Genomic DNA, 22,334 nt, shown 5'->3' on the forward strand with positions numbered 1-22,334 from the left:
CGGCGGTCCGCGGTATCGGCCTCCGGCCGGTCCGCGCCGGCGCGCGCCGGTTTTTGCCGATCGGCCGACGGGGCGAATCGCGCGGGCACACGGTCGCGTACGGTGCGTGGCGGACGTGTTTCACCAGCGCAGGAGGTCGTGCCGTGCGGATCGACGAGTATCAGTCCTATGACGCCACCGGGCTCGCGGGCCTGATCGCCCGCGGTGAGGTGACCGCGGACGAGGTGCTCGACGTCACCTTCGCGGCGATCAAGGAGCGCGAGCCGGCCCTGGGCGCGGTGGTCGCGTTGTGCGAGGAGCAGGCCCGGGGCGAGGTCGGCGGGTTGTTGCCCGGTGTGCTCGCGGGTGTGCCGTATCTGATCAAGGACCTCGAGTGCGATGTGGCCGGGATGGCCACGAGCAACGGGTCGCGGTTGTTCGCGGGCGGCGTCGCGGCGCGCGACAGCACGCTGGTGACCCGGCTGCGGGCCGCGGGTGTGCTGATCGTGGGCAAGACGAACACCCCGGAGTTCGGGCTGGGTACCACCACCGAGTCCGCGCTGTTCGGTCCCGCGCACAATCCCTGGCATCGCGAGCGCAGCGCGGGCGGCTCCAGCGGCGGTTCGGCGGCTGCGGTCGCGGCGGGCATGGTCCCGGTCGCGCACGCCACCGACGGGGGCGGTTCGATTCGCATCCCGGCCGCGTGTTGTGGGGTGTTCGGGCTCAAGCCGAGCCGGGGTCGGGTCACCCCGGGGCCGGATCACGGCGAGTCGTGGGCGGGTCTGTCGGTGGCGCACGCGGTCACCCGTACGGTCCGCGACAGCGCGACGCTGCTCGACATCACCGGTACGCCGGAGCCGGGCGATCCGTATCACGCGCCGCCGCCGGTGCGGCCGTACGCCGCCGAGGTGGGCGCGGACCCGGGGCGGTTGCGGATCGGGTTGATCCTGACGCCGGTGGACAGCGGTGTGGTGGTGGACCCGGAGTGTGTGCGGGCCGCGGAGGAGGCCGCGGCGCTGTGTGTCGCGCTGGGCCACGACGTGGAGCCGGTGACCTGGCCGGACACGCTGAGCCGGCCGGGCGAGGTGATCGCGCCGATCAGTGCCGCGCACATCGCGCGCATGGTGGACCTGCGGCTGGCCGAGTTGGGTCGCGAGCTCGGGGCCGGCGATCTGGACGGGGCGACCCGGCTGATCGTGGACAAGGGCCGCTCGTTGTCGCTGGCGCGCTATCTGGCCGCGATCGACACGATGCACACGATCGGGCGGGCGGTGACCCGGCTGACCGGGCGCCTGGACGTGCTGCTGACCCCGACGATGGCGGTGGTGCCGCCGCTGCTGGGCGAGCTGGATCCCAACCGCGATCCGATGGCGGCGCTGACCGGGATGCGCGGGATGGCCGCGTTCACCAGCCTGTTCAATGTCACCGGGCAGCCGGCCATGTCGGTGCCGCTGGGGCGCACCTCGGACGGCCTGCCGCTGGGCGTGCAGTTCGCCGGCCGGTACGGCGACGAGGCGACGCTGTTCCGGCTCGCCGGGCAGTTGGAGGCGGCGGCCCCGTGGGCGGGCACCGCGGGTGCGGCGGGTTCGATGGGGGCGGCGGGGTCGGCGGGTTAGGCCCCGGCCGGCCGGTCAGCGACGGCAAAGGGTGTAGTGCGACCCGTTCTTCCCCTTGATCTCGGCGCATTCGGCGGTCGAGCCCGGCGGCATCAGCGGCGCGGCCAGTGCGCTGGGCACGGTGATCGTCGGGTTCTCGCACCACTTGCCGTCGCCGTTGTCGCACTTGAAGCCGACCTTGTTGTCGTCGGCGCGGAACTCCTTGTTGTCGGCGACCAGAGTCGGTCCGGACCGGGTCGGCTTGACCCGGGTCGGGGCGGGCTTGGTCGGCGGGTACCTGGTGGGCTCGGGGCGGGTCGACGGGGTGGCCGGGGTCGGGTGCGGCGGGGTCGGCGCGGGTGCCTCGACCTCCGGCTTGGGCGGAGAGGGCTGCGGGGGGCGGGTCTCGGTGGTGGGGGCCGGCGGGGGCAGCGGGGCGGGTGCGGAGGCGGCGACCGGTGGGGCCGGGCGTTTCGGCTTGGGTTTGTCGGTGTCCACCAGGGCGAACGCGGCGACCGCGACGGCCACCACCACGCCGCCCGCGATCAACGACGAGCGGCCGGCGGTCTGCCCCGCCTGCCCGGCGCCCTTGGCCGCGGCGGCGCCCACGCCAGCGCCCGTCGCCGCGCCGCCTGCCGCGGCGGCACCCGCGGCGACCCCGCTCGCGACGCCGCCCGCGCCACTGGCGCCGACCGCCAGGCCCATCCCGCCGGCCACCGCCGTGGCCGCGGCGGCGGTGCCCGCGGCCACGGCGGTGCCGCTGAGGAAGATCGGCGCGGTGATGCCGATCAGTGCCAGCGCGATCGGTCCGTACCGGTCGCGGACGTCGACCATCTCCGCGTAGGTCTCGTTGCATCGGCTGCACTTCTTCAGGTGCGCGTCGATGCTCTCGCGGCGCTTCTCGGAGTCCATCCGGTTGCGGATGTGCCGGCCGTAGTGCCGGGTGAACTTCTTGCAGTTCTCGTCCTTGACGCCGCCGGTGGCGAACGCCACGAAGTAGTTGTCGCGCAGTTCCTGGCGGGCCCGCTCCAGGATCTTGCGGACGTTGTCCGGGTTCTCGCCGACCAGCGGGGCGACCTGGACGGCCTGCTCGCCCTCGATGTCCACGTGCCACAGCACCATGCGGGACCGCTCGGGGAGGTCCTGGAAGGCCTGGAGCGCGAGCCGCGCGTCGTCGGCCTTCACCACGCGGTCCTGGTTTTCCCAGGCGGACTCGAAGACGGTGAAGTCCTCGGTGAGCCATTCGCGGCGGTCGCTCCTGGTCCAGTCGCCGGCGACGTGGCGCACGGTGGTGAGCAGGTAGGCCCGGAACGCCTCCTTGGGCCCCTGGCCCGAGCGCAGTGCCTGGAGTGTGCGGGCGAACGCCTCGGCGCACAGGTCGTCGGCGGCCTCGGGGGTGCGGGTGCAGGTGCGGGCGAAGCGGCGGATGGAGCTCACGTGCCGTTGGTAGAGCAGGCCGTAGGCGTCGCCGTCGCCGGAGCGCACCAGGTCGGCGAGTTCGCCGTCCGGGGGGCCGTCGTGCACCGGCGGTCGGCCGGTGTCGGAGTCCGGCGGTGGGCCGACGCGGTCGCTGCCCGGTTCGGTCGCGAGGGGGTGGGTCGCTGCGGGGTCGGGCGACCAGGGCTGGGCCGATTGGGTTGCGGCCGGCTCGGGCCCGAGGTCGCCGTCGTACACCCGAGGGTGATGCACGCCGCGTTGGCCGGGGACGAACGGGGGACGCGCGCCGGCGCCGGTGGCCTCGGTGGCGCCGCCGTTCCCGTCGCCGCTGGGGTCCGGGGTCGCCGCGTCGTCCTCGCGTGCCACCGATTGCCCCCTTGATCCCGTGCCGTACCCGATCGTCCGGACAGCATCGTGACCATCCGGCCACGGTCTGTCCAGAAGCGATGGGGCTCTTCAAGGCACCCGGAGTGCGCTCCGGCGCGGGTGGTGCGGCACGAGCGCGGGGGCAGGCCGCCCGCGCCCGTGCGGATCGAGGGGCCGCAGCGGGGGTGACGCTGCGTCATTCGGGTGACGAACGAAAGTACGAAGAGGTGGTTCATGATGTGCTACCGACCCGTCGTGCCCGGCGCGGTGGTCAAACGCACGCTCGAACGAGGGATGCGCGGGGCGCCGCCGGGGACGCCGCCGGGGCCGTCCAGCGGGTCCACGGGTGCGCGGCACAAGCGGTCCAGGCGGTCCGGCAGTTCCGGGTCGTCGCCGTCGAGCAGGGCCATCAGCCGCCCGGGCGGCACCGCGTAGGCCAGGTCGCCGAGGGCGCGTTCCAGGTGCCGGGCGGTGAGCAGCAGGTGCCGCAGGTGGCCCCACAGCAGCGACTCGGGGACCTCCAGGCGCACCACCACGATCCGCACGTGCTCGCCGGCGGCGGCGCGCTGGGCCAGTCGTTGCTGGAGCAGCGCGGCCGAGGGCAGTTCGGTGATCGGGTCGGTGCCGGGGGGCAGGGTGCCGGGCGGGTTGGCCCGGGCGCGGGTGCTCAGGTAGGCCTGCACCAGCGGGCCGGGCGCGCTGTGCGCGAGGCCGCACAGGAACAGCGCGTCCAGTTCGGCCAGCGCCACGTCCAGCGGGATCTCGGCGGCGGCCCGGTCCCGGGCCAGGGCCAGGCACGCGGTGTGCGCGTGGCCGTCGTGGACGAGGGCGTCCAGGCATTGCTCGACGGCGTCGCTGTGCCAGGCGACCCGGGTGGGCCAGCCGGCCCGCAGGGTCACGCGCTGCCACTCGTCTCGGAGCCGATCGCGGTCGGGCTTGGCGGTAATCGTGGTGTCACACTCGGTACGCATGCCTGGGGGGACACGCCTGCACGGCGAACGTGACAGATTCCGTGCAACTTTCCGATGTGACCTGGGTCACATTGTCGATCGTGCGCCCGGCGCGTTCGGGAGCGACCCTTTCGAGTGGCCGACCGCCGTCCTTAGGTGGAGATACCGGGCATCAGCGCCGGGGGGCGAGCACGTCGAGCAACCGATGCACCGGGCCGGTCAGGCCCCAGCGGCGGCGCAGTTCCTCGAGCGCGGCCGGGTCGGCCGGCTCGGTGGGCAGCGGCCGATCCCACCCGGCCGGCGGCGGCAGCGGCACGTCCCGTACCACCCGCACCACGCCCGGCGCCACGTCCAGATAGTCGCCCGCCTCCAGGATCCGGGCCCGGCGCGCCGGGGTCAGCCTGGCCGCCGGGTCGGCGGCGGCCGCGCGCACGCCGGCCAGATCGCCGTACTCGGTGATCAGCTGCGCCGCGGTCTTGTCCCCGATGCCCTTGACCCCCGGCAGGCCGTCGCTGGCGTCGCCGCGCAGCGTGGCGAAGTCGGCGTAGGCCGACGCGGGCACGCCGTAGCGGGCCAGCACGGCGGCCTCGTCGATCACCTCGTGCGCGGCCACGCCCTTGACCGTGTACAACACCCGGATCGCCCGCGCGTCGTCGACGAGTTGGAACAGGTCCCGGTCGCCGGTGACGATGTCCACCGCGATCCCGGCCCGCTCGGCCAGCGTGGCGATCACGTCGTCCGCCTCGAAGCCGGGCACGCCCACGCGCGGGATGCCCAGCGCGTCCAGCACCTGTTCGATCACCGGCACCTGCGGGGCGAGGGTGTCCGGGATCTCCTCCTCGTCCGGCCCGGCCGCCTCGGCGACCCGGTGCGCCTTGTACGAGGGAATCGCGTCGACCCGGAACTGCGGTCGCCAGTCCGCGTCCATGCACGCCACCAGCCGGCTGGGCCGCCGGTCCTCGACCAGGCGCGTGATGAAGTCGACCAGGCCGCGCACGGCGTTGACCGGCGTGCCGTCGGGAGCCTTGACCGATTCCGGGACGCCGAAGTAGGCGCGGAAGTACAGGGACGCGGTGTCGAGGAGCATCAGACGTTCAGTCACGTGCCCGATCATGCCGCACCCGACCGACGCCGGCGCCCGAGCGCGACCGGACTTCAGTCGGCGAACTCGTCGAGTACTTCCTGCAGGGTGTCCCGCACCCCGAGCACGTCGATCAGGCCGGTCATCCGCAGCGTCGCGCGGACGTTGCGGTCCGGCGCGGCCAGGCGCAGTTCACCGGAGAAGGCGTGCATCGACTTGAACGCGTCTATCAGCACACCCAGTCCGACCGAGTCGCAGAAGTTCAACCCGGTGGCGTCCACGACCACCCGCCGACAACCGCCGTCGATCAGCTCGATCAGGGTGCGGTGCAGGAGCGGGGCGTTGTGCAGGTCGAGTTCGCCGGCCAGGTGGACGACCGCACAGCCGCGCCAGATCGTCACCCCGGTGACGGGATGTTCCTGCCCGAGCGTGCCCAAGCGCGCGATCATGGCTGCGACCTTTCAGCGGCCGGACGTACTGCCGCGCCGATACGGCGCCTGCAATGGGCATTGTGGGCCATCCGCGGTAGTGGCGGACAGCCCCTCAACGGGTCGTTTTTTGCGCGGTGGGCCGAACGGGTGGGTCTTGTCCGGTTAAGAGCCGGTCGGTTCCCGTCGTCGACTCCGCCCGCGCGCCCGCCGCCGGCCCTCGCCGCCCGGCCTCGCGCTCACAAAAAGGTGTGGCCCTCGCCGCGGTAGGTGGGCACCGTGCGCACCACCCGGTCGCCGTCGATCAGGTGCAACGCGTCGAAGCGCTCGCACAGTTCGCCCGCCTTGGCGTGTCGGAACCACACCGAGTCGCCGATCCGCAGGTCGTCGGCCGCCGCCCCGCGCAGCGGGGTCTGCACCTCGCCCGCCGCCTCCTGCGGCTGGTACGACAGACCCTGCGGCAGGTACGGCTGGGGCAGCCGGTCGGCCGCGGGCACTCCCGAGGCCGGGTAGCCGCCGCCGAGCACGCTCACGCAGCCGTGTCCGGGGCGGCGCACCACGGGCAGCGCGAACAGCGCGGCGGGCCGTCCGCGGAACGCGGTGTAGTGGTCGAACAGGCGCGGCTGGAAGAGCCCGGAGCCGGCCGCGACCTCGGTGATCGCGGACTCCGCCGAGGTGCGCTCCACGCTGCCGGTGCCGCCGCCGTTGACGAACTCCAGCGGCGCGATCGCGCGCACCGCGCGCACGATGTCCGCGCGGCGCCGGCTCAGTTCGGCGCCGGCCTTGGCCTGCATCGCGCGCAGGATCCGCCCGTAGAGCGCGCGGCCCTCGGGCGCGTCCCCGACGCCCGCGATGTGCGCCTCGTACGCCATCAGTCCCACCAGCCGGAAACCCGGCCGCCGGGTGACCGCCTCGGCGACCGCGACCACCTGCTCCGGCGTGTGCAGCGGCGAGCGGTGCGCGCCGATGTGCACGCGGCCGCCCAGGAGTTGCCACGAGGTGTCGATGTCCACGCACACCCGCAGCTCGTTCCGGGGCCGCACATCCGCGATCGCGCGCTCGATCAGGTCGAGCTGGGCCGGGTCGTCGATCATGACCGTCACCCTCGCGGCGGCCTCGGCGTCGGCCGCCAGCCGGCGATACGCCGCGCGGTCCGTGGAGGGGTAGGCCACCAGGATGTCGGTGATCCCCTCGCTCGCCAGCCACAGGCCCTCGGGCAGGGTGAACGCCATCACGCCGTGGTAGCCGTCCAGTTCCAGCACCTCGCGCAGCAGCGGCAGGCAGCGCACCGACTTGCTCGCCACCCGCACCGGGGTGCCGGCCGCGCGGCGCACCAGATCCGCCGCGTTGGCCCGGTACGCGGCCAGGTCCACGACGGCGAACGGCGCGTCCAGGTGCGCGGTGGCCTTGTCGTAGCGGGCCCGGTCGGCGCCGATGGTGGGCGAGGGAGCGGAAGCGGACACGGGGGGTGCGGCGGTGAGAGGGGCCATTCCCGCAGCCTGCCAGATCGACGTACCGACCGGTAGGACTCGGCGCCGACGGCACGGTCACATCCTCCGGACGCCACCGACGGTGGGTTAGCTTGATCGCATGAGTCATCCCGAGCGCGTGCGGGCCCTGGATCTGATCGAACGTGTCCTGGATCCGGGCTCCTTCACCGCCTGGAACGACCCGCTGCCCCCGATCGCCGCGCCGGATCCGGCGTACGCGGCGGAGTTGGCGGCGGCCCGCGCGCGCACCGGTCTGGACGAGGCGCTGGTGACGGGGGAGGGCCGGATCCACGGGCGCCGGGTGGCGGTGGCCGCGTGCGAGTTCGACTTCCTGGCCGGCTCGATCGGCGTCGCGGGCGCCGAACGGCTCACCCTCGCGGTGGAGCGCGCCACCGCCGAGGGCCTGCCGCTGGTCGCCTCGCCCACCTCCGGCGGCACCCGTATGCAGGAGGGCACCGTCGCGTTCCTGCAGATGGTCAAGATCTCCGCGGCGGTGGCCGCACACCGCGCGGCGGGCCTGCCTTACCTCGTCTACCTGCGCCACCCCACCACCGGCGGGGTGTTCGCCTCCTGGGGTTCGCTCGGCCATGTCACCGCCGCGCAACCCGGCGCGCTGATCGGCTTCCTGGGCCCGCGCGTGTACGAGGCGCTGCATGAACGCCCGTTCCCCGACGGGGTGCAGGTCGCGGAGAACCTGTACGAGCACGGCCTGATCGACGCGGTCGTGCCGCCGGACGAGCTGCGCCGGGTCGCGATCAAGGTCTTCGACGTCCTCGGCCCGGGCAGCGCGCCGCCCGAGCCGCCGCCCGAGGTCCGTGCCGAACCGCTGCCCGACGTGCCGGCCTGGACCTCGGTGCGGCGCTCGCGCGACCCGCGCCGCCCGGGACTGCGCGCGCTGCTGCGGCACGGCGCGCGCTCGGTCACCCCGCTGCGCGGGACCGGCGAGGGGGAGAGCGAACCGGCGCTGCGCCTGGTGCTGGCCCGGTTCGGGGTCGGCGCCGGTCCCGGTGCGCCGTGCGTGGTGCTGGGCCAGGACCGCACCCGGCAGAGCGAACACGGCCCGTTCGGTCCGGCCGGGCTGCGCCAGGCCCGGCGGGGCATGCGGCTGGCCGCCGAGCTGGGCCTGCCGCTGGTGACCGTGGTGGACACCGCCGGCGCCGCACTCTCGCGCGAGGCCGAGGAGGGTGGGTTGGCGGGCGAGATCGCCCGCTGCCTGGCCGAGTTGGTCCTGCTGCCCGCGCCGACGGTATGCCTTCTGCTGGGTCAGGGATCCGGCGGCGGCGCGCTCGCGTTGTTGCCCGCGGATCGGGTGATCTGCGCGCGGCACGCGTGGTTGTCGCCGCTGCCGCCGGAGGGCGCGGCGGCGATCCTGTACCGGGGCACCGAGCGGGCCGCCGAGATCGCCGGGCGGCAGGGCATCCGCTCCGCCGATCTGCTGCGCGACGGCATCGTGGACCGTGTGGTGCCCGAGGACCCGGACGCGGCCGAGGAACCCGAGGCGTTCGTGCGTCGGGTCGCGGCCGTGCTCGAGCACGAGCTGAGCACGCTGCGGGTCCTGGACCCGGAAGAGCGGCTGGCCGCCCGTATGGTCCGCTATCGGCGGCTCGGCCTCTCCTGAGTGATGCGGATGTCACTCGAATGGATGAGTGTGCTGGGAGTCCCGGACGGCAAGTCCCGACGGTTTCTACGCTGAACCCGGTTCGGGAACCGGACCGGCTACAGCCCGACCCGTCCGAGCACGGGCCAGGACGGGCCGGCTTCGGCCCGGCGCCTCGCCCGGACTCCCGGGACCGCGACGGCTCGATCGCGCCGTCGCGGATCGGGCCCGGTCCGGGTGAGCCGAACCTCGGAAGGGGGGTCGCGGGTCGGGCAGTGGTCGCCGGCCCGCGATGCTCCTTTGTTGGGCGACTTCGTCGCCGGCTCGCGAGGCACCGCTTTTTCTTTCCCCCGCTTCGCTCCTCCAAGAAAAAGCGGTGCCTCGCTCGGGGCTTCGTGTCCCTCCGCTTCGCTCCGGGGCACGAAGCCCACGCTTGCGGCTCCGCCGCTCTCCGCGCTTCGCGCGTCGATCACTGGGGGTGGGCTGGGTCGGGGGCGCTGACGCGCCGAGGGTGGGCGTGCGGGTGGGCGTGCGGGGTTGGGGTTCGGGGTTGGGGTTCGGGGTGGGTGTGTGGGGTCGGGGGTGGGGGTGAGGTTTGGGGTGGGGGTGGGGGGTGGGGTTCGGGGTGGGGCTGCTTGGGGTGAGGGGTGGTGGGGGCGGGTCTACAGTCGACGGGTGGATTTCAGCGGCAAGAGCATTCCCGATACCGGTTTTCCCGATGACGACGGCAGTGCGGACCCGGCGCTGGCCGAGGCCCTGGCGGCTCGGGAGGTGGACGACGAGGCGGTCTCGCGGGCGCTGTGCCGGGCGCGGCTCCTGGTACCGGTCGTGGCGATCCTGACCGAGGAGGAGGACGTCGCGCCGGGGGAGCTGCGGCGGGAGAAGTCCAGCGACATGGCGGTGCCCACGATTCAGGGGCCGGACGGGCGCCGGGCGCTGCCCGCGTTCACCTCGGTGGCGGCGTTGGCGCGCTGGCGCTCGGACGCCCGGCCGATTCCGGTCGAGGCCGCGCGCGCCGCGCACGCCGCGTACGCGGAGGAGGCGGACACGCTGCTTCTGGATCTGGCCGGGCCGCACCCGTACGAGCTCACCGGGAGTCGGCTGCGGGCGGTGGCGGAAGGGCGCGCGCACGTGGCGCCGCACCGGGATCCGGACATCCTGGGCGCGGTGCGGGCGGCGGTGGCCGAGGAGGTCGCGGTCTCGGCGGTGTACCTGACCGAGGGCGGCGGCCACGAGTTGACGCTGAGCCTGGTCGCGGCCGCGGCGCCGACCGAGGTTACCGAGGCGGCGCGGCGCATCGTGGGGCGGTTGGCCGAGGACGACGTGGTGCGGGCGCGCCTGGATCGCGGCCTGGACCTGGCGATGTTGCCTCCCGGCAGCGCCCTCGACGTGGAACCACTCTTCGCACGATGAACCCGGGTGGGTGCCTCCGGCGGCCGGATTGTCCGGCCGGGTTGCTCCGCGTGGGTGCCGGGCTGGGTCGGTCGCGGCCGGGTGCGGTTGCTGCGCGTCCGTCCGGGGTGGGTCGGCCTGCGGCCTGCTTGTCCTCGGGCGCCGGGCGGGCTGAGGGGGATGGCCCGGTCCGGTTGGAAGGCTTGCTTCCGTGCGGGTCGGGTCGAGTGGGTCGGCCCGGCCGGGCGGGTTGCTTCGTCTTGGTCTGGTGCGGTGGGCCTGCGGCCTGCTTGTCCTCGAGTGCCGGGCGGGCTGAGGGGGATGGCCCGGTCCGGTTGGAAGGCTTGCTTCCGTGCGGGTCGGGTCGAGTGGGTCGGCCCGGCCGGGCGGGTTGCTTCGTCTTGGTCTGGTGCGGTGGGCCTGCGGCCTGCTTGTCCTCGAGCGCCGGACGAGTTGAGGGGGGATGGCCCGGATCCGCTGGAGGGCTTGCCCCGCGTCGGCCGGGTTGGGTTGGTGGCGGCCGGGTGCGGTTGTTGGGCGTCCGTCGGGTGCGGTCGGCCTGCGGCCTGCTCGTGCTCAAAAAACGCCGGAGAGGCTGGATGGTGTGGCCCAGACCGGCTGGATGGGGGCCCGCGCCGGCTGGGTTGGAGGGTTGCCCCCGTGTCGGCCGGGCTGGGTGGGGTGTTCCTGTGCCGGTTGGGGTGGTGGGGTGTCCCCGCGCCGGGTGGGTTGGGCCGGCGCGGGGTGGGGGTCAGGTCAGGGGTGGACTGGGCCGGTGAGTTTTTCGCCGGGGCCCTTGCCTGCCTGGTCCGGGTGGGTGGAGGCCTCGCGGAAGGCGAGTTGCAGGGTCTTGAGGCCGTCGCGCAGCGGGCCCGCGTGGTAGGAGCCGACCTCGGGGGCCGCGGCGGTGACCAGACCCGCGAGGGCGGTGATCAGCTTGCGCGCCTCGTCCAGGTCCTTGTGCGCCTCGCCGTCCTCGGCCAGGCCCAGTTTGACCGCCGCCGCGCTCATCAGGTGCACGGACAAGGTGGTGATGACCTCGACGGCCGGCACGTCCGCGATGTCCCGGGTCATGGTCTCGACCCGGTCGGGGTTGCCGGCGAAGTCGTCGGTGTGGCCGGGTGAAGTAAGTGGGGCGCTCTCGCTCATGTGCCCAGTCTCGGGTATGCCCAGGAATCGGGGAACAACGGGGCCCTTCGCCATGTTCCAGCCAGTGGTAGAGTGATGTATCGACCGACCGGGCATCTGCATGCCCGGCCTGCAAGCGGAGGCTCCGTCTCCCACCCGATCGACCTCACGGACGACGGGTACCGGTCCGGTGCGACGCACTTCGTGTGCGTCCGTTCCACGTTCGCCGCCCTGTGGGCGGCTTCGTCAGCCGGTGGTGGAGCCTCGCATGCAACCGTGCGAGGCTTTTTCGCGTTGCCTGGATGGCTTCACGGAAAACCTGGCTCGGGGGGAAGTTACACCGAGACACATGTGGCCGCTTCGCCCGCGGTCGCTTCAGGTATGAGGAGGCCCCATCAGCGCCGAGCCCCGCATCAACGACCGGATTCGCGTCCCCGAGGTGCGACTCGTTGGTCCTGGCGGCGAGCAGGTCGGAATCGTCCCGCTGGCCAAGGCCATGGAACTTGCCCAGGAGTACGACCTCGACCTCGTCGAGGTCGCGGCCAACGCCCGGCCGCCGGTCTGCAAGCTCATGGACTACGGCAAGTTCAAGTACGAGTCGGCCATGAAGGCCCGTGAAGCGCGCAAGAACCAGGCGCACACGGTCATCAAGGAGATGAAGCTCCGGCCGAAGATCGACCCGCACGACTATGACACCAAGAAGGGTCACGTCGAGCGGTTCCTGAAGCAGGGCGACAAGGTCAAGATCACGATCATGTTCCGTGGTCGCGAGCAGTCCCGGCCCGAGTTGGGCTACCGACTGCTGCAGCGCCTCGCGACGGACGTCCAGGACCTCGGGTTCATCGAGTCGAACCCGAAGCAGGACGGCCGCAACATGATCATGGTTCTCGGCCCGCACAAGAAGAAGACCGAGGCCATGGCCGAGGCCCGTGAGGCCCAGGCGGCCCGCAAGGACGCGCGCCGTGTGGCCGTCGAGTCCGGGGACGATCACCCCGACGAGACGGAAACCGCGGACGCTCCCGAAGCCGCCCCGGCCGAGGCCGCTCCGGTCACCGAGACCCCCGTCGCGAGCGACGCGGAGTCGAAGGCCGACGAGCAGGTCTGACCCGGAACGGGTCGCCCCGCGCCCGATTTGCAAACACACCTGTGCCTGCCCGGTCACCGCCGGGCGGGTGCGGCACGACGAGGAGACTGCGGCGACATGCCGAAGAACAAGACCCACAGCGGTGCCAGCAAGCGCTTCCGTATCACCGGCTCCGGCAAGGTGCTGCGTCAGCGTGCGGGTCGCCGTCACCTTCTCGAACACAAGCCCTCGACCCTGACCCGGCGCCTCGCCGGTGTCGTCGAGGTGGCCCCGGCCGACGCCAAGAAGATCAAGAAGCTGCTCAAGAAGTAGTAGGCAGCAGCAGTCGTCGCACCGGCTGACGAGAACCCACCGGTCGGCGACCGGCGACGGTCCCAGACTTACCCGGGCCGCGGTCGACACACCGCGGTCTGACATCAAGGAGTTCATCAAGTGGCACGCGTCAAGCGGTCAGTCAACGCCCACAAGAAGCGCCGCGTCATCCTCGAGCGGGCGTCCGGCTACCGCGGCCAGCGGTCCCGTCTGTACAGGAAGGCCAAGGAGCAGGTCACCCACTCCATGGTCTACAACTACAACGACCGCAAGAAGCGGAAGGGGGACTTCCGTCAGCTCTGGATCCAGCGCATCAACGCCGCTGCCCGCCTGAACGGGATGACCTACAACCGCTTCGTGCAGGGCCTCAAGGCCGCCGGTGTGGAGATCGACCGCAAGATGCTCGCCGAGCTCGCGGTCAACGACGCCCCGGCGTTCGCCGCCCTCGTCGAGGTAGCGCAGAAGGCCCTCCCGGCCGATGTCAACGCGAAGAAGGAAGACGCCGCGGCCTGATCGTCGACTCACGTCGTCGATGTCGCAGTACTTCTTACGTCGTTACAGGCCGAGAGCAGAGAACGGTAACGCGATGGCGAGCCCCGAGCTGACGTCCACCCGATCACCCCGAGTGGCGGCGGCCCGGCGGCTCGCCAAACGTGCTTTCCGGGCCCGTGAGCGGTTGTTCCTGGCCGAGGGGCCGCAGGCGGTCCGCGAGGCCGTGGCCCTCTCCGGGACGCTGCGCGAGTTGTACATCACCCCCGAGGTGGCCGAGCGCTACCCCGATCTGGTCGCGGGGGCGTCCGCCGCCCGGGTCCCGGTGTTCACCGCCACCGACGAGGTGGTCGCGGCGATCAGTCAGACCGTGACGCCGCAGGGCGTGGTCGCGCTGTGCCGGTTCGTGGACGTACCGCTGGAGAGCGCGATGGCCGCGCGGCCGGACTTGGTCGCGGTCCTCGCCAACGTGCGCGACCCCGGCAACGCCGGCACCGTGCTGCGCGCGGCCGACGCGGCCGGCGCGGAGGCCGTGGTGCTCACCGACGCGTCGGTGGACCCGTACAACCCCAAGGCCGTGCGCGCCTCCGTGGGCAGCCTCTTCCACCTTCCCGTGGTCACCGGTGCCCGGATCGAGGACACCGTGGCCGCGCTGCGTGCCGCCGGGCTGCGGATCCTGGCCGCCGACGGCGCCGGAGAAGCGGACTTGGACGGCGAGTTGGACGCGGGCGGGCTGAGCGGGCCCACCGCGTGGGTCTTCGGCAACGAGGCGTGGGGATTGCCCGAGGAGACCCGGGCGCTGGCCGACGCCGTGGTGCGAGTCCCGATCCACGGGCGGGCCGAGAGTTTGAACCTGGCGACCGCCGCGGCCGTGTGTCTGTACGCGTCCGCCCGCGCGCAACGCGGGCGCGGGGGTTGCCGCTCCGGGGTGCGAAGCGAGCGATGACCCCGACGTACCCGGCTTGACCACCGGTCGTGGGGGAACGAGACCGTTGCGTCCGGCGCATCCGGACGGCACGTCGCGCGTTGGGATAGTGTGTCCGGCCCGGAACTCCCTCGGGCCCGAAACGGGAAGGGGGCCGATGGACGCCGACATGCTGCCCGACGGCCTGGTGATCGCGGACGAGAACGGCATGGTGGTCACGTTCAACACCGCCGCCGCCCGGATCACCGGGACGCGTCCCGAGGACGCGCTCGGCAAACACATCGCGGACGCGCTGCCGCTGGAGGACCTCGAGGGCAGGCGTTGGTGGGTGTGCACCGACCCGTACGGCGGTCTGGGCACCCGGACCCGGCAGCCGGAGCGCAATCTGCTCCTGGCCGGCCGGGAGATCCTGGTCACCGCGTCCTTCGTGCGCGCAGACGGGCCGCACAGCCCGCTGGCCAAGCTCGTGGTGTCGTTGCGCTGCACCGACGCGCGCAGGCGGATCGAGCGCGGCCACTCCGATCTGATCGCCACCGTCGCGCACGAACTGCGCTCGCCGCTGACCTCGGTCAAGGGCTTCACCGCGACCCTGCTGGCCAAGTGGGAGCGGTTCACCGACGAGCAGAAGCGGCTGATGCTGGAGACGGTCGACGCGGACGCGGACCGGGTCACCCGGCTGATCACCGAGCTGCTGGACATCTCCCGGATCGACGCGGGCCGGCTGCAACTCAACCGCCAGGTCGTGGACATGGAAGAGGCGGTGCACCGGCACCTGCGCGCGATGGAGTGCAACGGCCTGCCCGACGAGCGCTTCGTGCTGGTGGTCGACGGGCCGCTGCCGAGCATGTGGCTGGACGCCGACAAGCTCGACCAGATCCTGGGCAACCTGCTGGAAAACGCGGTGCGCCACGGCGCGGGAACCGTCACCATCGAGATGCGCGCGGTCTCCATCGGGTCCGCGCCCGGTGCGCATGGGACGGAGATCACGGTGAGCGACGAGGGCCCGGGTATCCCGGACGAACTCCTCGACCGTGTCTTCACCCGTTTCTGGCGCGGAAACCGCCGCGGTGGCACCGGCCTGGGGCTGTACATCGTCAAGGGCCTGGTGCAGGCGCACGCGGGCACCATCGGCGTGGATCGCGCCGAGTGCGGCGGGGCCCGATTTCGATTTACCCTGCCGGCCGCGATGCCGGACGTCCTGATGTAGCAACGCGGGACGCTCCACCACACGTCGTCGCGGTTCGGCCGAGACACGCACGCCGATCAGGCGTCAGTAAACTCGGAGCGCGGACGTCGTAGGACGTCATTGCCGCCTCCACCACCGGCGGATCCCCCACAGGAGCACTGGACACAGATGTCGGCACCGAACAAGTCGTACGACCCGGTCGAGGTCGAGGCGTTGAAACCAGAGGAAGTCGAGCGGGCCCGCGACGCGGCGCTCGCGGCGGTCGCCGCCGCGGGCGACCTCGCCGAGCTGCAGGAGGCGAAGGTCGCGCACACCGGCGACCGCTCGCCGCTCGCGCTCGCCAACCGCGAGATCGGCGCACTCCCCCCGCAGGCCAAGGCCGAGGCGGGCAAGCGTGTCGGCCAGGCGCGGGGTGCGGTGAAGAAGGCCCTGGAGCAGCGTCAGGTCGAGCTGGAGGCCGAGCGCGACGCGCGCGTGCTGGTCGAGGAGGCGGTCGACGTCACGCTGCCGTGGGACCGCGCCCCGCGCGGCGCCCGGCACCCGTTGACCACGCTGTCCGAGCGGATCGAGGACCTCTTCGTCGCGATGGGCTACGAGGTCGCCGAGGGCCCGCAGGTCGAGGCGGAGTGGTACAACTTCGACGCCCTCAACATCCTGCCGGACCACCCCGCGCGGACCATGCAGGACACCTTCTTCGTGCGCGCCGAGGACGGCTCGGCGGACTCCGGCGTGGTGCTGCGCACGCACACCTCGCCCGTGCAGATCCGCACCATGCTGACCCGTACCCCGCCGATCTACGTGATCTGTCCGGGCCGGGTCTACCGCACCGACGAGCTGGACGCCACGCACACCCCGGTGTTCGGGCAGATCGAGGGTCTGGCCGTGGACAAGGGCCTGACCATGGGCGACCTCAAGGGCACCCTCGACCACTTCGTCGAGGCGATGTTCGGCGAGGGCATCGTCACCCGGCTGCGCCCGTCGTACTTCCCGTTCACCGAGCCCTCCGCCGAGCTCGACCTCAAGTGCTTCGTGTGTCGCGGCGCCTCGGTGGGCGACCCCGAGCACCCGTGCCGGACCTGCCGGTCCGAGGGCTGGATCGAGTGGGGCGGCTGCGGCATGGTCAACCCGCGCGTGCTGATCGCGTGCGGCATCGACCCCGAGGTGTACAGCGGGTTCGCGTTCGGCGTGGGCCTGGAGCGCGCGCTGATGTTCCGGCACAACGTCGAGGACATGCGAGACATGGTCGAGGGTGACGTCCGGTTCACCCTTCCGTTCGGGATGGAGATCTGATGCGGGTCCCGCTTTCGTGGCTGCGGGAGTACGTCGACCTCCCCGCCGGCGAGTCCGGGCGCGATGTCGCCGACAAGCTCGTGGCGCTGGGCCTGGAGGTCGAGACGGTCGAGCGGCTCGGCGCGGACCTCAAGGGTCCGCTCGTGGTCGGCCGGGTGCTGGAGATCGAGGAACTGGAGGGCTTCAAGAAGCCGATCCGGTTCTGCAAGGTCGACGTCGGCGACGCCAACGGCACCGGTGAGCCGCAGGAGATCGTCTGCGGCGCGCGCAACTTCGAGGTCGACGACAAGGTCGTGGTGATCCTGCCGGGCGGTGTGCTGCCCGGTCCGTTCGAGATCGCCGAGCGCAAGACCTACGGTCACGTCTCGCGCGGGATGATCTGCTCGGCCCGCGAACTGGGCATGGGCGACGACCACGACGGCATCATCGTGCTGCCGATCGAGGCGCAGGTCGGCGCGGACGCGATCGAACTGCTGGGTCTGGTCGACGAGGTGCTCGACATCGCGGTGACCCCGGACCGGGGCTACTGCCTGTCGATGCGCGGCGTCGCGCGCGAGGCGGCGATCGCCTACGGGCAGCCGCTGCGCGACCCGGCGCTGCTGGATGTGCCGGACGCGAACGGGTACGGCTACCCGGTCGTGGTCGAGGACCCGGCCGGCTGCGACCGGTTCGTCGCGCGCACCGTGGTCGGCATCGACCCCGAGGCGCCGTCCCCGCTGTGGTTGCAGCGGCGGGTGCAGATGAGCGGCATGCGGCCGATCTCGCTGGTCGTGGACGTCACCAACTACGTGATGCTCGAACTGGGTCAGCCGCTGCACGCCTACGACCGGGCCCGGTTGCAGGGCCCGATCGTGGTGCGTCGCGCGCTCGAGGGCGAGACGCTGACCACGCTCGACGACGCCGAGCGCCGGTTGGACCGCGAGGACCTGCTGATCTGTGACAACCGGGGGCCGATCGGTCTCGCGGGTGTGATGGGCGGCGAGAGCACCGAGATCGGCGAGGACACGGCCGACATCGTGATCGAGGCCGCGCACTTCGACCCGGTGGCCATCGCGCGCACCGCGCGTCGGCACAAGCTGGGCTCGGAGGCGTCGCGCCGGTTCGAGCGCGGGGTGGACCCCGAGGCGGCCCGGGCCGCGGCGCAGCGCGCGGTGGACCTGCTGGCCGCGCTGGGCGGCGAGCGGGCCCAGGCCGAGGCGGGCGTGACCGAGGTGGACGCGCCGCGCGAGGTGGTGCGGATCGTGCTCGCGGCGGACCACGCGGCGAAGGTCGCGGGTGTCGCGTACCCGCGCGAGACGGTCGCGCAGCGGTTGCAGGAGGTGGGCTGTTCGGTCGAGGGGATCGACGAGCTGACCGTGGTGCCGCCGACTTGGCGGCCCGACCTGACCGACCCGAACGACCTGGCCGAAGAGGTGATCCGGCTGGAGGGCTACGAGCAGGTGCCCTCCACGCTGCCGCAGGTGCCGGCCGGTCGCGGGTTGACCGTGGATCAGCGGCGCCGGCGTCGGCTCGGTCGCGCGCTCGCGGGCGCGGGCTACACCGAGGTGCTCAACTACCCGTTCCTGGGGCAGAGCGCGTTCGACGACCTCGGGTTGCCCGAGGACGACGCGCGGCGGCGCACCGTGGTGCTGGTCAATCCGATCTCCGAGGAGGAGCCGGCGCTGCGCACGACGCTGCTGCCGGGGCTGCTCGGGACGTTGCGTCGCAACCTCGGGCGCGGCAACGGCGATCCGGCGCTGTTCGAGTCCGGCGTGGTCTTCCGGCCGAACGCCTCGACGCCGGTCGCGCCCGTGCTCGCGGTGGACCGGCGGCCCACGGCAGAGGAACTGGCGCGGCTGGAGGCGGCGTTGCCGCACCAGCCGCAGCGGGTCGCGGTGGTGCTGGCCGGCGAGCGGGAGCGCTCCGGCTGGTGGGGCCCGGGTCGGCCGCAGATCTGGGCGGACGCGGTCGAGGCGGCACGGGTGGTCGCGGACGCCGTCGGGGTTGAGCTGACGGTGCGTCAGGATCAGCACGAGCCGTGGCATCCCGGGCGCTGCGCGGCGCTCGTGGTGACCGCGCCGGACGGGACCGAGCGGGTCGTGGGGCACGCGGGCGAGCTGCATCCGCGGGTGGTCAAGACGCTGCACCTGCCCGAGCGGGTCGGCGCGATGGAGTTGGACCTGGATCTGCTGACCGCCGACCTCGACGGCGAGTACGTGCCGCAGGCCGGGCACATCTCGTCGTACCCGGTGGCCACGCAGGACGTCGCGCTGGTCGTGGACGCCGCGGTGCCCGCCGCCGCGGTCGAGGCCGCGCTGGTCGAGGGCGCGGGGGAACTGCTCGAGTCGGTGCGGCTGTTCGATGTGTACACCGGCGCGCAGATCGCCGAGGGCGGCAAGTCGCTGGCTTACGCGCTGCGGTTCCGGGCGCCGGATCGCACGCTCACGGTCGAGGAGGCCACGGTCGCGCGCGACGCGGCGGTGGCGCTCGCGGCGGAGCGTACCGGGGCGGTGTTGCGCGGGGCGTGACGCCTTCGCGCTCGTCGTCGCTCGGCGTCGCTCGGAAGCGGCCCGCACACCTTCGGGTGTGCGGGCCGCACCCGGGTCAGGGCAGCGGTGCCGGGGCCGGTGTCGGGGCGGTGGGCAGGACGCCCGGAGCCAGCACGTCGACGCCGCAGATCTGCCGGGCGGCCACGATCGGGTCGTTGGGGAAGCGGAAGGCCGTGCGTGCCGGCGCGCCGGTGAGGTTGGCGGCGAAGCGTTGCCAGGACATCGGCGCGCGCACCGAGTCGCGCAGTTCCTTGAGCCGGCCCCGATCGGCGGTGCCGCAGGTGAGCGTGTAGCGCGCGGCGGCGATCCGGATCGGGTCGATGCCCGGGGGCGGGGGTGCGGCCGGGTCGGCGTACTCGGCGAGCACCCACGCCGGGTCGATCCGCTTCTCGTGGCCGGGGCGGCCGCGGGTGGTCAGGTGGATGTGCGCGGCGAGCGGGTAGGCCAAGCCCAGGTCGTCGAGCGCGATCCCGGTGATCGGGGTGGCCGCGCCGTTCATGCCCAGCGAGGGCCACATCGCCACGATCGACGCGTTCAGGTCCGGTCGCAGCGGGACCACGAAGGAGTGCGTCGGGGACCGGTCGACCAGGGTGTGGCGATACCCCGGGCGCGGGCCCCGGATCATGGTCGGGAAGCCGGGGAAGCGGTCGATGAAGACGTCGGCGGTGACCGGGTTGGCGACGCCCAGGACCGAGGTGTAGAAGCCGCGTTCGTCGGCGACGCCGCCGGGGCCGATGCCGGCGTAGGGCACCCGGAAGGCGATCGCGGTCAGCAGTGACCAGACCGCCAGGGCACTCACGGCGGGTACCGCGATTCGATTCGCGGGGACCATCAGGATCGGCAGGAGCAGCACGAACAGTCCGGGCAGCAACATCCGGCCGTGCATGAAGTCGCCGCCGACACGGACCACGTAGAGCAGCATGGTCAGGCCGGACAGGACCGGTACCGCGTACAGGACGTGTAGTCGGGTGCGGGTGTCCGGGGCGGGCCGGGCGGGGGTCGGCGGGTGTGGGCGGCTCGCGGTGGCCGCTGTTCCGACCGCGACCGCGGCGGCGGCAGCGGCTGTGGCGAACGCGGCCAGGATCAGCGCGGGCAGCCACAGGTGGTAGGGGTCGGCCAGGTCGTGCAGGTAGGCCCAGCCCCGGGACCAGTCGGCGGCGGAGGCCTCCTTGGTGATCGCGGGCAGCGGGAGCAGGACGCCGTAGTAGCCCATCCGGAAGATCTCGTACGCCAGCGGGAGTGCGCCGGCGGTGCCGAGCAGGGCGAGCGCGCGTGCCGGTCGGGGGCGGTGTACGAGGGCGAGGGCGACCAGGAAGCCGAGGCCGGCGATCGCCAGGTCGGGGCGCACCATCGGGCCCAGGCCGGCGAGCAGGGCCAGGGCGTGGGCGGTGTGGGTGCGCGGGTCGCGGGCGAGGTGTACCAGCAGCCACCAGCAGCCGGCCGTCCACAGCGTGGTCAGGCCGGTCTCCAGGCCGGAGGTGGCGAAGTCCCATACCGGCGGCAGTGCGAGCAGGACGAGTGCGCCGCACGGGAGCAGGAACGCGGCGTCGGATCGGGGCAGGTGCAGTCGGCGGCCGGCGTCGGCGGCCAGGAACCAGCCGATCACGCTGCACAGCAGGCCCAGGCGCACGGCCAGCGGGGCGGGATCCTGGCCGGTGAGTTCGGTGCCGGCGACCAGGAGCCACTGCCACAGGGTGCTGGTGGCCGCCTCGGCGCGCTCGCCGGGGTTGAACACGGGGCCGTGGCCGGCCAGGATCTGGCGGACCGTGCGGGTGAAGATCAGGCCGTCGTCGCACAGCCAGCTGCGTTGGCCGCCCCATACGGCGAGGAACGCGGCGGGCAGCAGCACCATCGCCACGTTCCAGCGGGCGGCCAGGCGCCGGGTGCGGTCGGGGGCCGGGGCGGCGGGGTCGGTGGGCGGTGGGCCCTGTCCGGGCAGGGTGGTGGTCAGCGTCATCGTCAGTGGGGCTCCAGTCGGGGCGGGGAGGGGTGGGGTCGCGTGGGGCGGCGCGAGGCGGGTCGGGCCGGGGGAAGGGCGGTCGGGCCGAGTGAGGGACGGGAGAGGCCGGTGGGGCCGGATGGGGCAGGGGTGGGCCGCGTGTGGTCGTCGGTCCCGGGGCTCGCGCACCTCGTAGGGTGACGGGATGAGTACTTACGTGATTACCGGTGCAGGCAGCGGTATCGGCGCGGAGATCGCCCGCCGGTTGCGCGAGGACGGCCACGACCTGGTCGCGATCGTGCGGTCGCAGGCGCGGGCCGCAGAGGTGGCCGGGCCCGGGGTGCGGACCGTGGTCGCGGACCTGGAGAGCCCCGAGACGATCGCGGACGCGCTGGCGCCGATCGCCGAGGAGACGTTCGCGGGCCTGGTGCACAGCGCGGGCGTCGCGGATCTGGGCACGGTGGCGGAGACGGCCTCGGCCGTGTGGTCGCGCACATTGACCGTCAACGTGGTCGCGGTGGCGGAGGTTACGCGCGTGCTGCTGCCGGCGCTGCGGCGCGGGCACGGCGATGTGGTGCTGCTCAACAGCGGTGCGGGGTTGCGGACCAATCCGGGCTGGGCGGCGTACGCGGCGAGCAAGCACGCGTTGAAGGCGTTGGCCGACGGGCTGCGGGAGGAGGAGCCGCTGCTGCGGGTGACCAGCGTGTATCCGGGGCGGACCGCGACGCCGATGCAGCGTGGGGTGCGGGAGCAGGAGGGTGGGGCGTTCGAGAGCGAGCGGTACAGCGATCCCGGGACTGTCGCGGGGGTTGTCGTGTCGGCGCTGTTGCTGCCGCAGGATTCGCGGATCAACGACGTGACTGTGCGGTCACGGGGGTGAGCCGGCCTTTGGGCGGTGGCCGGACCGAGGGCGTTTGTGCTTGAGCGTGTCCTCAAGCGCCGGACGGGCTGGGTTTGGTGGGGTTGGGTGGGGCGGTTGCGGTTTGTGGGTGCTTGCGGCGAGCGTCCTCAAGCGCCGGACGGGCTGGGTTTGGTGGGGTTGGGTGGGGCGGTTGCGGTTGGCAGGCGCCTGCGGCGAGCGTCCTCAAGCGCCGGACGGGCTGGGTTGGTGTGCCCGGGGTGGGGCGGTTGCGGTTGG

General features: G+C 73.0%; 18 protein-coding genes. 11 read left to right on the forward strand and 7 right to left on the reverse strand.

The genetic code is table 11. From position 1 onward, the window contains the following. The first annotated feature begins 143 nt into the window (after positions 1-143). Positions 144-1,595: an amidase gene (locus ACIRL2_RS03235; RefSeq protein ID WP_395873030.1), complete on the forward strand. Its 1,452-nt coding sequence runs from the start codon at positions 144-146 to the stop codon at positions 1,593-1,595. A gap of 15 nt (positions 1,596-1,610) precedes the next feature. Here ACIRL2_RS03235 and ACIRL2_RS03240 read toward each other — a convergent pair whose 3' ends face one another. The 5 genes from ACIRL2_RS03240 to ACIRL2_RS03260 form a co-directional block, all read right to left on the reverse strand. Further along, positions 1,611-3,377: an RNA polymerase sigma factor gene (locus ACIRL2_RS03240; protein WP_402229829.1), complete on the reverse strand. Its 1,767-nt coding sequence runs from the start codon at positions 3,375-3,377 to the stop codon at positions 1,611-1,613. Positions 3,378-3,619: 242 nt separating this feature from the next. Beyond that, a complete protein-coding gene (locus ACIRL2_RS03245; protein ID WP_395873032.1) occupies positions 3,620-4,348 on the reverse strand; it encodes a hypothetical protein in 729 nt (242 codons plus the stop codon). A gap of 151 nt (positions 4,349-4,499) precedes the next feature. Beyond that, positions 4,500-5,441: a 5'-3' exonuclease H3TH domain-containing protein gene (locus ACIRL2_RS03250; protein WP_402229832.1), complete on the reverse strand. Its 942-nt coding sequence runs from the start codon at positions 5,439-5,441 to the stop codon at positions 4,500-4,502. A gap of 41 nt (positions 5,442-5,482) precedes the next feature. Next, on the reverse strand, positions 5,483-5,857 hold the full coding sequence (locus tag ACIRL2_RS03255) for an STAS domain-containing protein (RefSeq protein ID WP_020552020.1): 375 nt from the start codon (positions 5,855-5,857) through the stop codon (positions 5,483-5,485). Between the two features lie 218 nt (positions 5,858-6,075). Further along, positions 6,076-7,326 carry an amino acid deaminase/aldolase gene (locus tag ACIRL2_RS03260; protein ID WP_395873034.1) on the reverse strand — a complete coding sequence of 417 codons (1,251 nt, stop codon included), beginning with the start codon at positions 7,324-7,326 and terminating at the stop codon, positions 6,076-6,078. A gap of 100 nt (positions 7,327-7,426) precedes the next feature. Here ACIRL2_RS03260 and ACIRL2_RS03265 point away from each other — a divergent pair, with 100 nt between their 5' ends. Then, a complete protein-coding gene (locus ACIRL2_RS03265) occupies positions 7,427-8,944 on the forward strand; it encodes a carboxyl transferase domain-containing protein (RefSeq protein ID WP_402229836.1) in 1,518 nt (505 codons plus the stop codon). Between the two features lie 654 nt (positions 8,945-9,598). After that, the gene (locus tag ACIRL2_RS03270; protein WP_395872094.1) at positions 9,599-10,336 is read left to right on the forward strand and encodes an SseB family protein; all 738 of its coding nucleotides are present in this window, start codon (positions 9,599-9,601) and stop codon (positions 10,334-10,336) included. A 735-nt stretch (positions 10,337-11,071) separates the two neighbouring features. Here ACIRL2_RS03270 and ACIRL2_RS03275 read toward each other — a convergent pair. Next, complete coding sequence (locus tag ACIRL2_RS03275; RefSeq protein WP_395872096.1) at positions 11,072-11,464, reverse strand: DUF1844 domain-containing protein; 393 nt, start codon at positions 11,462-11,464, stop codon at positions 11,072-11,074. 418 nt (positions 11,465-11,882) lie between these two features. On the opposite strand from ACIRL2_RS03275, the gene infC reads away from it, so the two are divergent. The 7 genes from infC (at position 11,883) to pheT (ending at position 19,236) form a co-directional block, all read left to right on the forward strand. After that, positions 11,883-12,548 (forward strand): translation initiation factor IF-3, encoded by a 666-nt coding sequence (infC, locus tag ACIRL2_RS03280; RefSeq protein WP_395872098.1) that lies wholly within the window; start codon positions 11,883-11,885, stop codon positions 12,546-12,548. A 96-nt stretch (positions 12,549-12,644) separates the two neighbouring features. Next, the gene (gene rpmI / locus ACIRL2_RS03285) at positions 12,645-12,839 is read left to right on the forward strand and encodes a 50S ribosomal protein L35 (protein ID WP_078978620.1); all 195 of its coding nucleotides are present in this window, start codon (positions 12,645-12,647) and stop codon (positions 12,837-12,839) included. 120 nt (positions 12,840-12,959) lie between these two features. Beyond that, positions 12,960-13,352, forward strand: coding sequence for a 50S ribosomal protein L20 (gene rplT, locus ACIRL2_RS03290; protein WP_020552013.1), 393 nt, complete (start codon positions 12,960-12,962; stop codon positions 13,350-13,352). Positions 13,353-13,425: 73 nt separating this feature from the next. Beyond that, the gene (locus ACIRL2_RS03295) at positions 13,426-14,274 is read left to right on the forward strand and encodes a TrmH family RNA methyltransferase (RefSeq protein ID WP_395872100.1); all 849 of its coding nucleotides are present in this window, start codon (positions 13,426-13,428) and stop codon (positions 14,272-14,274) included. Between the two features lie 136 nt (positions 14,275-14,410). Further along, a complete protein-coding gene (locus tag ACIRL2_RS03300) occupies positions 14,411-15,460 on the forward strand; it encodes an ATP-binding protein (RefSeq protein WP_395872102.1) in 1,050 nt (349 codons plus the stop codon). Positions 15,461-15,607: 147 nt separating this feature from the next. Beyond that, positions 15,608-16,729, forward strand: a complete 1,122-nt coding sequence (gene pheS / locus ACIRL2_RS03305) for a phenylalanine--tRNA ligase subunit alpha (RefSeq protein WP_402229840.1) — start codon at positions 15,608-15,610, stop codon at positions 16,727-16,729. Continuing rightward, a complete protein-coding gene (pheT, locus tag ACIRL2_RS03310) occupies positions 16,729-19,236 on the forward strand; it encodes a phenylalanine--tRNA ligase subunit beta (RefSeq protein WP_402229842.1) in 2,508 nt (835 codons plus the stop codon). The genes pheS and pheT overlap by 1 nt, the downstream gene beginning before the upstream one ends. Before the next feature lie 76 nt (positions 19,237-19,312). Here pheT and ACIRL2_RS03315 read toward each other — a convergent pair whose 3' ends face one another. Further along, positions 19,313-21,214 (reverse strand): hypothetical protein, encoded by a 1,902-nt coding sequence (locus tag ACIRL2_RS03315; RefSeq protein WP_395872108.1) that lies wholly within the window; start codon positions 21,212-21,214, stop codon positions 19,313-19,315. Between the two features lie 187 nt (positions 21,215-21,401). Between ACIRL2_RS03315 and ACIRL2_RS03320 the strand changes: the two genes are divergently transcribed. Further along, the gene (locus tag ACIRL2_RS03320; protein WP_395872110.1) at positions 21,402-22,076 is read left to right on the forward strand and encodes an SDR family oxidoreductase; all 675 of its coding nucleotides are present in this window, start codon (positions 21,402-21,404) and stop codon (positions 22,074-22,076) included. Positions 22,077-22,334 lie beyond the last annotated feature (258 nt).

It is taken from the genome of Embleya sp. NPDC127516 (assembly GCF_044765325.1).
In the GTDB taxonomy this organism is placed as follows: domain Bacteria; phylum Actinomycetota; class Actinomycetes; order Streptomycetales; family Streptomycetaceae; genus Embleya.